The organism is Parabacteroides bouchesdurhonensis (assembly GCF_900186615.1).
Classification (GTDB): domain Bacteria; phylum Bacteroidota; class Bacteroidia; order Bacteroidales; family Tannerellaceae; genus Parabacteroides; species Parabacteroides bouchesdurhonensis.
In genome coordinates this window covers 1,625,361-1,639,878 of sequence record NZ_LT896588.1, presented here as the reverse complement: position 1 = coordinate 1,639,878, position 14,518 = coordinate 1,625,361, and the positions used below count along the sequence as shown (strand labels likewise).

Here is a 14,518-nt window from a genome sequence, read left to right as displayed (position 1 = left end):
TTCATAAACGAAGCCGTCCTCTATAAAAGACGGCTTCGCTGTTTTATAGTTATGCCTAAGAAAATTCATTATTTCAATCCCGGACATGAAACGGCAATACTGTTAGGAACAGAAAATTATACTCCGCCGACAAACGTACAGAAGATGATACAGGAACTGGCCCTCCTACCTATATGGTATTCCGAGCCGGAAGACTATGTATTGGTAAATGACGATAATTCATCTCTTTTTTTATCGCTTCTCCCAAAAGAAATCCATCCATTTGCGACCCCAGTGACATATAAAGATATAAAAAAAGGAATATCATCCTCCATTCCAATAGAGGCCTCACCTTGGGGTATATCACCTCATAGTATCAATCTCTTTGAAAAGTTAAAGCAGAATTCTCCATCAGAAATTACTGTTCCCCAATGGAAAGATGAATACAAACAGCTAACCGGAAGGCAAACTGCAACTGAATGTCTGAACAAAATACGGGAATTATTACCCGATATGCCTATTCCCGTATCTCCCGGATTTTACACGAATATTCAGGAAATAGAGAAATATATGTTAGCATATAATGCTCCATTCATACTAAAAACACCTTATTCCTCATCAGGAAGAGGACTGCACCCGATAGACCGATGTATAACCGAGAAAGATAGAACATGGATAAACAGAGCTATCAACAAGCAAGGGGCAATCAGCATAGAATGTAGATTGAATAAGATACAAGACTTTGCCATGGAATTCTATTCTGATGGCAAAGGTGAAGTACAATACCAAGGGCTTTCCGTATTCAATACGGAAGAAAAAGGCGCTTATTCCGGAAATGTTTTACAAAACCAGGAAATGATGCGTAAAAGAATCTCTTCGTTTACAGGAGAAACAAAACTACAACATATACAAAACACTGTTGGCCACGTATTAAAAGACACCTTCGGTGCTATTTATAGCGGCTATTTAGGAGTAGACATGTTAATCTATAAAGATAAAGGGAATTATAATATTCACCCATGTATAGAGATTAATATGCGTTATACAATGGGAATGGTAGCCCTCCGTCTTTTCCAAAAATACATTGATTCAAGAGCAACAGGGGATTTTCGGATTACCTATGACGGAAAAGCAGGGGAAGCCTATTCTCATCACCATTTTATGCAAGAGACTTATCCCTTGAAATTAGAAGACGGCAAGATTATAAAAGGCTATCTTTCTCTCTGTCCGGTTACAACAGAAACTCATTACAGAGCCTATATACTCATATCATAGTTATAATATATTCGTCAGAATTTGTTTGAATACCTCCTCTTTGAAATTACGGGCAACGGGCACTTTATGCGCACCTATCAGCAATTGGTTTCCTTCTATCCCTTCTACCACCTGTTTATTGACAATATATGAACGATGCGTCTGCAAAAACATATTCTCCGGTAAGGATTCCAATATTTTCTTCATAGACGAATGCACAATTAATTTATCGGAAGGCATATAGATAACAATATAGTTTTCCATGCCCTCAACAAAAAGAATATCTTTCAAAAATACTTTCAGCATCTGTTTGTCACTTTTTACAAACATAAACTCATCCGGCATATTGCCGGTAACAGATTCTTTTTGTATCTGATTATATACTTTATTCACTGCTTTCAAAAAACGATCGAATGAAATCGGTTTCAACAAATAATCCGTAACATCCAATTCATAGCCCCGCAAAGCATATTGTTCGTACGCCGATGTAATAATAACTTTGGGAGGGTTCGGCAATGTTGCCAAAAGATCCAAACCGGAAAGATAAGGCATTTCTATATCCAGCAAAAGCAAATCAGGCTGTTCCGTCTTTAGTAACGTATTCAATTGGATCGCATCCTCGCATACGCCCGTTAATGTAAGAAAATCTACTTTCTCCACATACGAAACCAGACCTTTGCGGGCCATCGGTTCATCATCCGTTATTACACATTTAATCGGCTGCATCATCTAATACAATAAACAAATTCACAACAAATATATTGTCTTCCTCTTTTATTTCCAATCTATATCTATCCGGATATAACAAAGTCAGTCTTCTCTTCAAGTTTTCCAACCCAATACCCACCTTCCGATTGACAGGTAAAACCGATTGAGGAATCGAATTTTTTACAAGAAAATGAAAATAATTGCCTTTCTTACCTGCCTGAATATCTATCTTATACTCACCTCCTACATATTTAAAAGCGTTCTCAACCAAAGGCAATAATAACAGCGGAGAGATTTTATACCCTTGCAAAGACGGATCAAAGGAGAAATTCAAGACAAGTTTCTCATTAGCACGAAGCTTTTGCAAAGAGATATACGTATTCAAATAATCAAACTCTTGCTCTAACAACACTTTATTATCTTCCGAATATAATTGATACCTCAACAATTCCGACAGCTTTTCAATTGTATGTCGTGGTAAAGCATTCTTTTCGTCTATCTGAAAATAAATCGTATTCAGGACATTAAACAAGAAATGAGGATGATACTGGGATTTCAAAAACTTCAATTCCATTTCCAATTGATCCGTCTTTATCTTTTCCAACTGCAAAGTTTGTTGATGATAATCCGTCTCCAATTGATTACTGCGAAGAATGATATAATAAATCAAGAGAAGAGGTATGTAAATCACATTGGCAACTACGTAATCGGTAATGGTATTTCCCATATATAAAAAGCCTATCCGGTCACCTGCAAACATAATCAGATTCATGACAATCAACAAATTCAACACTATCAGCAAGCATTCCGATACAACAGATATTTTCAATTTCGGCCTTATCCGGGAAAGGAAGTACCGGCTTGCAAAGTCAAATGCATAACACATCACAATCGTAACAAACAAAGCAAATAAATGATACTTCATTGAGCCACCAGTCCACGGTATCTCATATCGCAACAGGTCTGTAGTAAACCGGATACAATTAAACATCACGACTCCAAGAAAGAAAGGAGATAAAGCACGGAACAAAAATTTCATATATATTATTTTATTACAAATTTATTCTTTTACTTTCATCTATACTACTTTTCCGCCTACTCTCTTTCGCGTTATACCCACTATTGAAACGGTAAGAGAAAGAGATTCCTATTACAGACTGACTTTCACGCTCTTTTACATACGCTTTCTGATCGGGCGTTACCACATTCATGTTTCTGTTATATGTATTAAAAATATCTCTTGCATATAATTGTATGCTACCCTTTCCTTTTAATATCTGTTTTTTAACACCTGCATCCATCTGCCAAACCGGAGACATCAGAGCTTGTCCGGCAGCCATTTTACTTCTATAAGATACATTCAGTTCCGCAGACCAGCCTTTCCCTAAAGTAAACTGATTATTCAGCCCTCCTACAAAAGCCAATCGTTTACTTATCTGTTCTTCTCCGTTTATCAACCACTGAAAATGATTATAAATCGCTGAAGCATTTACATTTATATCCCAGAAAGAAGCAAGCGGCAAATTAGAAGTACTAATACGTGGTCCCAAGCTAAAAGCCGAAGAATAATTGGCCGGCGAAACTAACATCCGATTATCATCCATCAACGAAAAGCTCTTTACTATCACATCATGAATATGCGTAAAGAAGAAACTTGCCTTAAACAACGTTTTATGAATATATGCCAACTCCAGATTGTCAGACAACTGAGGTTTCAGCATAGTATTCCCTTGTTCATAAGTATAGTTATCGAAGATGTAAATAAAAGGATTCAAATCGCCGTAGTCAGGACGGACAATCCGCCGGCCATAAAATAATGATAGACTACTTTCCCTAATACTGAACAGCATTAACAGTGTAGGGAATACATTTGTATATCGTTGTGTAAAAGATGAATCTCTTTGTACAGAATTACCGGACTGTTTACCGGTAACCCGCGTATTTTCCACTCGTAAACCAGCCTCTATATGTAACGGTTTGAAATCGGCTTTTAGTTGCAAATAACCGGCATTGATATTTTCATCATATACAAAACGATTGCTAATAGACGCATTATGAATAAATTTTCCATTCCATATATCCGTATAGTTTGCGCTATTGTCCAAATGTACAAATGAGGTCTTTGCTCCTGCGTCTAACGACCATTTATCACCATGAGGCAATACCAGATTCACTTGTCCCGTATACAGATTCAATATACCATTCATCAGTCCCTTCAAAGAATCCCGTTTCTGCCGGTTGGAAGTTCCATCCTGAAACAGATCGTGCTGGAATTGGTCATCATTATATTTAAAGCGAAGGTAATCGAATGAAGCATCCAGTACTTTTCCTTTCGAGTCGAATTTATGCAGAAAATTTACTCCTGCAGAGAGGTTCATAGTCTTTCTCTGGCTGTCATTCCACGTGTAACGGGTCGAATCCGGTTGATCTTTTAATGTTTGAAAATACGAATCCATTGTTCCGACCCGGCGTTTACTATGATGATTGCCATTAAAAGTAAAGCCTAATGTAGTACGATCTGTTATGTAATAATCCAGTCCTATACGGTAGTAATGCGTCTTATTCAAGTCATGCCGATAGGAGTTTTGGTTCAGGTTTAGTCCGGTTTCTTCACCTGTACGCGGGTCTATAAAAGCCCGTGCGATATTCAGTTCATTAAATTCTTGCCCCTGATAATATGAGTAAGTAGTAAATACATTAAACTTTTCTCTCCTATAATTTAAAGAGGCACTACCATAGCCTGTAGAATAACGTCCCTGGGTAAAATTCCCGTTCAGAGACAAGTTCATTCCACGAAGCTTAATCTTACGACTATGAATATCAATTATCCCCGAGTTTCCACTAGCGTCAAACCGCGCAGAAGGATGAGTAATGAGGTCAATCTTTTCGGCTGTTGTTGCCGGTGTGGATTTCAGGAGGTTCACCAATTCCTGCCCACTCAGATAGGTAGACTTGCCGTCCATCAAAACATTTACTCCCGGCTGGCCATTCAATATGATTGTCCCGTCATTATTCACAATCACACCCGGCAATCCGCAAAGAGCATCATAAAGGCTGCCTTGGTTATGAGTTACCGAAGCGTCTAAACGAAAAGTCGTTTTGTCGGGTTGTATTTGTACAGATGGCAGTTTTGCTATTACTACCACTTCCTGTATCTTTTGGTCTGCAATTGTATCGACCTGTGCCCATAACAAATTCGTCGATAAACAAAGAATGCTTATTATTGAAAGATAAATTTTATGCATGGCTTCTCTTTTTTTTGATTTTGATTCAAAAGTAGAGAAGCCTGTTTCACCCTTCAAATAATTGTGACGAACAACAAGAATTCAGTGACCAGTAACCAAAAACCTATACCGGAAGAGTCTCTTGTTTCAACTGTTCGACAAACTTGTCTATTCGCTGCATCTCTTTAGGTATATCAATTCCTTGCGGGCAATGCTCATTACATTGGCTGCATCCAACGCAATGATTGGCTTGGCGCAGTTTCGGTACACTGCGGTCATACCCGACCAAAAATGCCCGACGAGCCTCCTTATAATTCTCATCACTCTGTCTTTGGGCTACATTCCCTTCATTCACACATTTATTATAATGTAACAAGACAGCCGGAATATCTATCGCATAAGGACAAGGCATACAATATTTACAATCATTACAAGGTATGGTAGGATAAGTGATTATCAACTGTGCCGTCTCTTCCAGAAAATCTTTATCATCGTCAGTTAGAGGAACAAGAGGTGAATAAGTACGAATATTATCTTGCAAGTGCTCCATATAAGTCATGCCACTCAGTACTGTTAAGACATTTTCCGGTGAACCTGCAAAACGGAAAGACCATGAAGCGACACTATCCTCAGGACGGCGTTGCTTTAGACGCGCTACTACATGATCCGGCAGATTAGAGAGCCTGCCCCCCAATAACGGCTCCATAATAACAGCAGGAATCCCCCGCTTTTCGAGTTCTCCGTACAGATATTCAGCATTGACATTACGTCCGGAAGCATGCTTCCAATCAACATAGTTTAATTGTATCTGGACAAAATCCCATTTTACAGTATCGTGCATAGCAAGTACCTGATCAAACACTTCCACATCGCCATGGAAAGACCAGCCAAGACGGCGGATGCGTCCGGCTTCACGTTCAGCTATCAGGAAATCAAGCATTCCATTATCAATATAACGCCTGTTAAACACCTCGATTCCGCCACCTCCGATGGAATGGAGCAGATAGTAGTCAAAATAATCGGTCTGCAAATCTTGAAACGACTTCCGGTACATTGCTATGGAGTTCTCTCTCGAAGCATTCGCAAAGTTAGACAACTTGGTAGCGATAAACAGTTTCTCTCGCGGATGCCGTTTAAGAGCGATACCGGTCGCCTTCTCCGACCATCCCTGTACATATACAGGTGATGTATCGAAATAGTTTACGCCATGTGCAATCGCATAATCTACCAATTCGTTCACTGCATCCTGATCAATAAGGTCGCCATTACCATCCGGAGAAGGAATTGTTGGCCATCGCATGCATCCATACCCCAAAAGAGACACTTTATCTTCGTTACCGGGCAAAACACGATAGGTCATTTGGTCTGTCGGAACAGCAAGGGAAGCTCTTCCGGCAGGCGTTTTCTCATTCTTAGGAGTGCAACCATAAAGCGTAGCCGTTGTTGAAGCGGCAGTTATCCCTACAATATTCAGAAACTCTCGACGATTTATATTTTTATCTTGTTCTTTCATGTCTTTACTTTTTAGATCAATTATATAATCCGGTGAGCTATATGGCCTTCTACATAAATTGCCGTGAATGGGCGCGACGGACAAAGGTTTTCGCAAGCTCCACACCCAATACAACGTTCGGTATTTATAACCGGAATCTTATGCGATTCCTTATCGTCCGGATCAATCGCAACCATTTGGATCGCTTCGGTGGGACAATGACGGGCACAGTTTCCACACTCTACATCATCTGTATGTACAATACAATATTCTTCCACCCATACGGCATGGCCAATCTGGGTTGCAGACTTATCCGCCTTAGTTACCGGACGTATAGCACCAGCCGGACAAACCTCCGAACATTTGACACATTCAGGACGGCAATAACCACGTTCGTACGACATTTCCGGTTGCATCAAATTCATCAGATCTCCGGAAGGACGCAGAACCTGATTCGGACAAGCCGTAACACAAAGCTGACAAGCTGTGCAATGCTTCGCCATATTACGGGCGCTCAATGAACCCGGAGGGGTAAGGGGCGTCTGGCGCGGAGGCTCTTTACGTTCCTTGATAGGTGCCAATCCGCCATCTTTTTTCATCTCAACTTCTTCCAGTTTCTTCTCTTGTGCTTTCAACGTAGTAGTCATAGCCACCAAAACAGTCGCAGACAAAGCTCTACGGCGAGACAGGTTTACTTTGCCATCGGATTGCCCCGGTTTTTCACTTACGTCCTTTTGTTTCTTTTTCGATTTCACTACCGGAGCATATGCTATCGCATTCCGATGACAAATATTTATGCAGTTCATACAAGTGACACAACGACTATTATCCACTTTATGTTCCTTAGGATCAATACATGCCGCTTTACAGTTGCGGGCACAGAGGCCACAACTATTACATTCCACGGTATCTATCGTTATACGGAACAAAGAGTAACGCGATATGAAACCAAGCACCGTTCCTACCGGGCAAATTGTATTACAATAAGTACGGCCGTTACGAAACGCCAAAACAACAAGCATAACGAGCGTTACCAATGCAATAACAAACGTCGGCATACTCTTTAGCCACACTTCCGTTTCATAAAAAGCATAACTGTCTATACGTTCCGACAGATAAGCAAGCAAATTATTCCCCCATTGCCAGAACGGCTGGAATAAGTTATTAACAATCCGTCCGTACGAGCTATAAGGCGCCAGTATTGCAACAACCGCATTAAGGCCCATAATCATAGCAAGAATAAACACAACCAACACACCGTAACGTAGCCATGATAATGCCGGAGAATAAGAATATGGCAACTTCTTCCCCATCCTTCCAATACGTGCTATTATATCCTGAAATACACCTAACGGACAAATGACAGAACAATAGATACGTCCGAAGACCAAAGTCAGAATTACCAGAAAAAATATAATTCCCAAGTTCAAGGCCAATAAAGCAGGAAGAAACTGGATTTTTGCCAGCCAGCCCAACCATTCATGTATCGTACCCGTAAAGTCCAGAAATAATAAAGTAATTGCAGAAAAGAACACAACAGCAGATAGTAATCTGATTTTTCGTAACATAAAGTATCTTATTATTGGTTATTGCTCTCGATATAATAATATTTCATTATCTATGATGCAAAGATGGAAGAAGAATGTTAACAACAAAAGAGTTTTTTCATCAAAACGAAAAAAAAGGAAATTATCACGAAAAAGGAAAACAACCCGAGCTAAATTACGCCTCATTATTCACCATCCATGCCTTAAACTCGGAAGCTTTATTTTTACTTATGTATATACGTTCCGGAACATCCACATCCAATGTCACAAGAAGACGGTTATCAAACCAGATCGTTATATCGGTAACACTTTCCCTGTTAAGGATAAACTGCTTATTTGCCCGGATAAAGTTTACCGGATCAAGGGTTGGCATTATCTGTTCCAATGTTTTAGAATACGGATAATTTCGCCCATCCTTTAAATACACGCTTGTATTTTTATCGGACGTGTAGAAGAAGGAAACTTCATCCAGATTAATTGGCACCAATCTGTCTTTATATGGTATCAACAGCTTATCTTTATATTTACGGGCAGGTGAAAGCCGGGTCAATTGCGATAAATATTGAATAATATCCTGATGTGTAAATTTGCTGTATTTCTCTAAAGCATGCTCAAGGGCTTCCTCTTTTACGGGTTTCAGCAAATAATCTATGCTGTTTACCTTAAATGCTTCTATTGCATACTTGTCGTAAGCGGTAGTAAAGACAATGGGAACTTCCAACTCTACTTTATCAAAAATAGCAAACGCAGAACCATCCGACAGATGAATATCCATAAATATTAAATCCGGTGCAGGATTAGACTGTAGCCAATGAACCGTTTGAGTAACGCTTTCCGTATTTCCCGCAACCTGAATGTCCGGAGCTACTTCCTTTAGAATATCCAGTAAATTCTCGTAAGCAGCAGTTTCGTCTTCTACAATCAGCACTCTCATATCCAATAGTATTAAGAAAGATTCATTATTCCAACGGAAGATAAACCCGGAATATTTTACCGTCACATTCTATCCGTATCTGTTTATTCATCAGTAAGGAAAAGCGATTATCAAGATTTTTAAGTCCGGTACCGTTCGTATCCGGAGGAGACAGTTTAGGATAAACCGGGTTTGACACCACCAGCTCATTCCGGTCACTCAGGGAAATTGATATTTCCATTTTATGTTCGCTGTCTATCATATTATGAACCGTTACGTTGTCTACCAACGGAAGTAATGAGAGAACCGGCAATGTCAGCATATCCTTTTTCTCTTCATCTACATCAATAGAAAAGACCAATTTGTTTGCAAAACGCACTTCCATCACATATTGGAAAGACCGTATAAATTCCAGCTCTTCTCTCAATGATACCAAACCTTTGCGGTCGCTTTGAAGCAAATAACGGAAAATATCGGACAACTGATGCACATACATTAAGGTATGTTCGTCGTTTTTCTTACGGATTAACGCCTGTATGCCATTTAACGAATTGAAAAAGAAATGCGGATTAATCTGATTCGCCAGCGCATCACACTGGCTTTGCAAGTTTTCAAAACGAAGTCGTTCAATCTCCTGTTCTTTCTCTCGCTGACGGGAATACATCATTGATATATAACCAATAAACGTACACAGTGCACATAACGTAAAAAACTGGGAGATCAATGTACTTCCCCTAAAATCAGTAAAGAATCCAAAAGAAGATACCCATAAAGAGACAGAGGCGAACACCAGATACGCGATGAGGGAAATCACAAAGTTACGCACAAGCCGTTCTTTGAACTGGGCAACCGGTATCTTCCGTAAGTTATAACGTATCATCCAGCAAATCAACCCCCAAAAGAAAAAGAAACGGTAAGCAAAGTAGATGAAAAAAGCAGTATAACCAGAGTCGTGCAGCAAGTTTAGCTGCCAGGGAAGACAGGATATATTCGGATATATAATGAATGCCGTACTGACCAGACTTATCCACGGGAGCTTCCGGGTAATATATGTATCAAACGAATAGTCCATTTTTATCTGTTTTTCTCTTTTACAAAGAAAAACAAAATAACGTCTACTTCTTGTTTTTTAATAAGTAAAACGAAAAAAGAAAGCACTAAAACGAATAATCATTACTCTCATTACTAATAGCAGGCAAGAAGCAGAGAAAGTAGCCTTTTCATCCCGAACAACTAACCGGATCACATTTGTGATTTACATAGATCATAGTCGTGATTTGATTGGATCACCCTTGTGATTTATATAGATCACAAATGTGATCCGATTAGTTTGTCGGGAAAACGATAATAAAATATCATCAGGAAGCATTAAAAAACAGATGAACCGCTGCTTAAATGCCCTGCTGATCGGCGGGCATAAAAAAAGCCGCAATGCCTGACGAACGGCAATACGGCTGAAAGGAAAAACTGGTCGTAAAAAAGAAAAGCAACTCTTAGCGTTGATGTTTTATCAGGTTCATAAACTCTTCACGTGTTTTAGCTTGCTGGAAGAAGCCTGTAAAGTCGGAAGTTGTCGTCAGAGAGTTTTGCTTTTCAACGCCACGCATTTGCATGCACATGTGTTGCGCTTCGATAACTACCATTACTCCTAACGGATCCAGTGTTCGCTGGATACAGTCTTTAATCTGCATAGTGAGACGTTCTTGTATCTGTAAACGACGAGCAAAGATGTCTACTACACGAGGAATTTTACTCAGGCCGGTAATGTATTTCTTGGGAATATAAGCGATATGGGCTTTCCCGAAGAACGGAAGCATATGATGCTCGCAAAGAGAGAAGAAGTCGATATCTTTAACAATAACCATTTGTTTATAATCTTCTTCCTGAAACATGGCCGACCGAAGTACTTCTTCCGGATCTTCGGAATAGCCTTTGGTTAAGAACTGCATTGCTTTCGCTACGCGATGCGGAGTCTTCAACAAACCTTCACGTTCGGAATCTTCTCCAAGAAGTTCAAGTATTGCTTTGTAATGAACAGATAATTCGTTTTGTATACGCAATTTCTCTTCTTCGTCTACTATTAAACTCATTTCTTCTTTGTGTTATGCTTCACTTTAGTTTAACGGAATCTTTATTTCTTCTCTTACAATATACATTTCCTTGCCATAAGAAGGAAATGCTTCCATTAAAAGACGCATCATATGATAAGCCTCTTCATGCGAACGAAAGTCGCCCACACGCAATTTCCAGAAAGGTGCCGTGTAGGTAACATAAGTAGGTACATCTGGAAACATCTCTTTTATTTCTTTTTCTTTCCGGAATGCTTCGTCTTTAGATTTACGTTGATTATTTCCGGAGAATACTTGTGTACGGAAGCCTTGTACTTTCAAGAAAGTTTCCGTGTCCGTCTTCTCAACATTTTCGCCATACATACGTGCCCCTACCAAATTACGTATAGCAGAAGACTGGTTCACAATGACCTGCCCCTTTCTGAATCCGGGTTCTTGCAAATCATCGAAAATGGTCGTAACCTTTTCACTTGATATCTGGGCGGATATACCGCCTCCGCTAATCAGTAGAAACAAAAGGAATATAATACAAGATATACGTTTCATGTTGGAATAATCGTAGGCATGAGATCGTTGTCCGACCTTATTTTTATTATGAATGGGCGGAGTAACCTCCGCCCAAATAGAGAATATGATATTATTTATCAAAAGCTTCGATAATAGGCATGAATTTATCAACAGCCAAAGAAGCACCACCTATCAAACCTCCGTCTACGTTTGGTTTGGAGAACAATTCCTTCGCGTTGCCTGCGTTACAGCTACCGCCGTAAAGGATTGTACAGTTATTGGCAATTTCGTCGCCATATTTAGCAGCTAATGTTGCGCGGATATGAGCATGAATTTCTTCAGCCTGGTCTGAAGTAGCAGTCTTACCTGTACCGATAGCCCAAACCGGTTCATAAGCCAAAACGATCTTTGCGAAATCTGCAGCAGACAGATCAAACAAAGAGCCCTTTATCTGAGCATCAACTACTTCGAAATGCTTTCCTGCTTCTCTTTCTTCCAATACTTCTCCGATACAGAAAATAGGAGTCAAGCCATTAGCCAAAGCCAATTCAACTTTTGTTTTCAAGATTTCCGGAGTTTCGTGGTAATAAGCACGTCTTTCAGAGTGTCCCAATATAACGTATTTAGCACCTGTAGAAGCTACCATAGCAGCAGAAACTTCACCGGTAAATGCACCTTTATCTTTATCTGCACAGTTTTCAGCAGCTACGCCAATTTTGTTGGTATCGATAGCGGCAGCAACGCTTGCCAAATGAGTAAACGGAGTACCGATAATTACATCGCAATTAGGAGTCTTACCTTTTAATGCTTCGTTTAAACCTTTAGCCAAAGCTAAACCTTCGGGAAGAGTAGTATTCATCTTCCAGTTTCCTGCAACAATATTCTTTCTCATAATTCTTAATTATTTAATATGTAATACAATAACTTATTTTTCTTTTGCCTCGTTATTTACCTTTTTCTTCCTGCGGTTGCGCAGAAAGTCATATATCCAAACGAGCAACAAAGGTACGGTAAAAGTTAATAGGTTGGTTACCAACAAACCATCTTCTTTATTTTTCGGTTTGTTTCCTTGCAGATAACCGTCTATAATATTCTTTAGATTTTCTTCTTTCGGAATATCATTATAATGCCATTTGGCCAATATCGTTCCGTCTTTCAGAAAGACAAGGCCGGGATTAGACCGGATGATTGTTTTTAATAATACCTCGTCTGCCATCAGAAATGGATATTCGGCGCCTGTATTGTCACTCCACTTAATAATCTCTTCCGGTGAAGAACCGGTAATGCAATAGAAAGGTATCTTGTTTTCTACAGCATAATCGTAGACGTTATTTATTTCGTCAATCCGCTCATCATCGGCATTTTCCAGTTTAGAAGCAATTAACAATAATACTCCGTCCGGATTATGTAATATCTCGTCGGTTACGTCTTCGTCTTTATCGTTGTAGATATTAAATGCCGCTATCGGAGGAACATACCCTTGTTTAACCAGCTCTGTTTTGGAATCTACAAAAGTCCACGTACTGTCACCTGCCGGAACATCTTCCAAAGAAAACTCTTTCTTTACGCCGTCTTTCTCATAAACAAAGGAATAACGATATTCGTCTTCGGGCGCTCCTTCCGGGATAGACATTTGTTCCGGAATATTAGCTCCAATTTTATAAGGGCGAAAATCCAATATAGGAAGATGGTTATAATTGTAATAGGCAAAGCCGACATTAAAAGCATAAGCAAACAGGGCAACAAACCAATAGACTTTATATGTAAAACACTGCAATAACTTCTGGTTGTATATAAATACAAAGATTGCCGCAGCCAGAAGAACGATATTTTTATAGAATGTTTCCCAATTTGTTATTACAAGGGCATCTCCAAAGCATCCGCAATCCGATACCGGATTGAATAAGGCAAGATACAAAGTAAGTGGCGTCATAAACGCCATAAATAACAGAGTAAGGAATGAGGCATAACGGCGATATACGCCCAGCAACATACATACGCCCAATGTAAACTCGGCAGCCGAAAGGTTAAATGAAATAAGAACGTCGAAAGATTGTAGTTTTTCAAGCCCGAAAGAAGCAAGATATTCTCCAATTTTAATAGCTCCTCCCATCGGATCTATCGCCTTTACTGTACCGGAGAAGATAAATACCACTCCAATCAGCAGACGACAAGATTCTGCAATAATTTTCAGAACAGTCTCCTTCCCTTTCATCGTTATTCTTCGTTGAATTCCAGTTTAATTAACCCGAACAAGGCATAATTAATCATATCCATGTAGTTGGCATCCACTCCTTCCGATACCAGTGTTTTACCATTATGGCTTTCTATCTGTTTCGTCCGGTAAAGCTTCATCAGAATCAAATCGGTATATGAACTGATACGCATGCTGCGCCAGGCTTCATCGTAATCATGATTCTTGGCATACATTAATTCCTTTGTTGCCGTAATGTATTTATCATATAAACGTATAGCTTCTTCATTTGTTATGTCGGTCGTATCGGCAAATCCCAAAGCCAACTGAATTAATCCAATCACGCCATAATTAACGATAGCTATAAATTCCGGACGAATACCTTCATCCACCATATTCTCCCCTTTTGTTTCAAGACAACGGATACGGTTTGCTTTTATAAATATCTGGTCTGTTACTGATTCCGGACGCATAATACGCCATGAAGGACCATAATCTTTTAATTTCTTCTCGAATAAATCCCGGCACAGGGATATTACTTTGTCGAATTGTTGCTTCGTATCTGGCATAACTTAACTAAATTATAATACAAAGATACTGATAAAAAAGGCACGGGAATAATCTCGTGCCT

General features: G+C 39.5%; 13 protein-coding genes. 1 reads left to right on the top strand and 12 read right to left on the bottom strand.

Annotation, left to right across the window (positions count from 1 at the left end):
* The first annotated feature begins 51 nt into the window (after positions 1 to 51).
* Positions 52 to 1,254 carry a hypothetical protein gene (locus tag C1721_RS07040; protein WP_102407727.1) on the top strand — a complete coding sequence of 401 codons (1,203 nt, stop codon included), beginning with the start codon at positions 52 to 54 and terminating at the stop codon, positions 1,252 to 1,254.
* Here C1721_RS07040 and C1721_RS07035 read toward each other — a convergent pair whose 3' ends face one another.
* From C1721_RS07035 to C1721_RS06980, 12 genes are all read right to left on the bottom strand, one after another.
* Positions 1,255 to 1,959 (bottom strand): LytR/AlgR family response regulator transcription factor, encoded by a 705-nt coding sequence (locus tag C1721_RS07035; protein WP_102409306.1) that lies wholly within the window; start codon positions 1,957 to 1,959, stop codon positions 1,255 to 1,257. It lies immediately after the preceding gene.
* The gene (locus C1721_RS07030) at positions 1,946 to 2,980 is read right to left on the bottom strand and encodes a sensor histidine kinase (RefSeq protein WP_102407726.1); all 1,035 of its coding nucleotides are present in this window, start codon (positions 2,978 to 2,980) and stop codon (positions 1,946 to 1,948) included. Before C1721_RS07030 ends, C1721_RS07035 begins: the two co-directional genes overlap by 14 nt.
* A gap of 13 nt (positions 2,981 to 2,993) precedes the next feature.
* Complete coding sequence (locus tag C1721_RS07025; protein WP_102407725.1) at positions 2,994 to 5,186, bottom strand: outer membrane beta-barrel family protein; 2,193 nt, start codon at positions 5,184 to 5,186, stop codon at positions 2,994 to 2,996.
* A gap of 103 nt (positions 5,187 to 5,289) precedes the next feature.
* Positions 5,290 to 6,678 carry an aldo/keto reductase gene (locus tag C1721_RS07020; protein ID WP_102407724.1) on the bottom strand — a complete coding sequence of 463 codons (1,389 nt, stop codon included), beginning with the start codon at positions 6,676 to 6,678 and terminating at the stop codon, positions 5,290 to 5,292.
* A 20-nt stretch (positions 6,679 to 6,698) separates the two neighbouring features.
* Positions 6,699 to 8,225 (bottom strand): 4Fe-4S binding protein, encoded by a 1,527-nt coding sequence (locus C1721_RS07015; protein ID WP_102407723.1) that lies wholly within the window; start codon positions 8,223 to 8,225, stop codon positions 6,699 to 6,701.
* A gap of 154 nt (positions 8,226 to 8,379) precedes the next feature.
* Positions 8,380 to 9,138 (bottom strand): LytR/AlgR family response regulator transcription factor, encoded by a 759-nt coding sequence (locus C1721_RS07010; RefSeq protein ID WP_102409304.1) that lies wholly within the window; start codon positions 9,136 to 9,138, stop codon positions 8,380 to 8,382.
* 25 nt (positions 9,139 to 9,163) lie between these two features.
* Entirely contained in the window at positions 9,164 to 10,189 is a 1,026-nt protein-coding gene (locus C1721_RS07005) for a sensor histidine kinase (protein WP_102407722.1), read from the bottom strand.
* 421 nt (positions 10,190 to 10,610) lie between these two features.
* Positions 10,611 to 11,207: a GTP cyclohydrolase I FolE gene (gene folE / locus C1721_RS07000; RefSeq protein WP_102407721.1), complete on the bottom strand. Its 597-nt coding sequence runs from the start codon at positions 11,205 to 11,207 to the stop codon at positions 10,611 to 10,613.
* 24 nt (positions 11,208 to 11,231) lie between these two features.
* On the bottom strand, positions 11,232 to 11,732 hold the full coding sequence (locus tag C1721_RS06995) for a cell division protein (protein ID WP_102409302.1): 501 nt from the start codon (positions 11,730 to 11,732) through the stop codon (positions 11,232 to 11,234).
* 91 nt (positions 11,733 to 11,823) lie between these two features.
* On the bottom strand, positions 11,824 to 12,585 hold the full coding sequence (tpiA, locus tag C1721_RS06990) for a triose-phosphate isomerase (protein WP_102407720.1): 762 nt from the start codon (positions 12,583 to 12,585) through the stop codon (positions 11,824 to 11,826).
* A gap of 33 nt (positions 12,586 to 12,618) precedes the next feature.
* Positions 12,619 to 13,908, bottom strand: a complete 1,290-nt coding sequence (locus tag C1721_RS06985; RefSeq protein WP_102407719.1) for a BT_3928 family protein — start codon at positions 13,906 to 13,908, stop codon at positions 12,619 to 12,621.
* 2 nt (positions 13,909 to 13,910) lie between these two features.
* Positions 13,911 to 14,456 carry a DUF1599 domain-containing protein gene (locus C1721_RS06980; protein ID WP_102407718.1) on the bottom strand — a complete coding sequence of 182 codons (546 nt, stop codon included), beginning with the start codon at positions 14,454 to 14,456 and terminating at the stop codon, positions 13,911 to 13,913.
* Between the last annotated feature and the right edge of the window lie 62 nt (positions 14,457 to 14,518).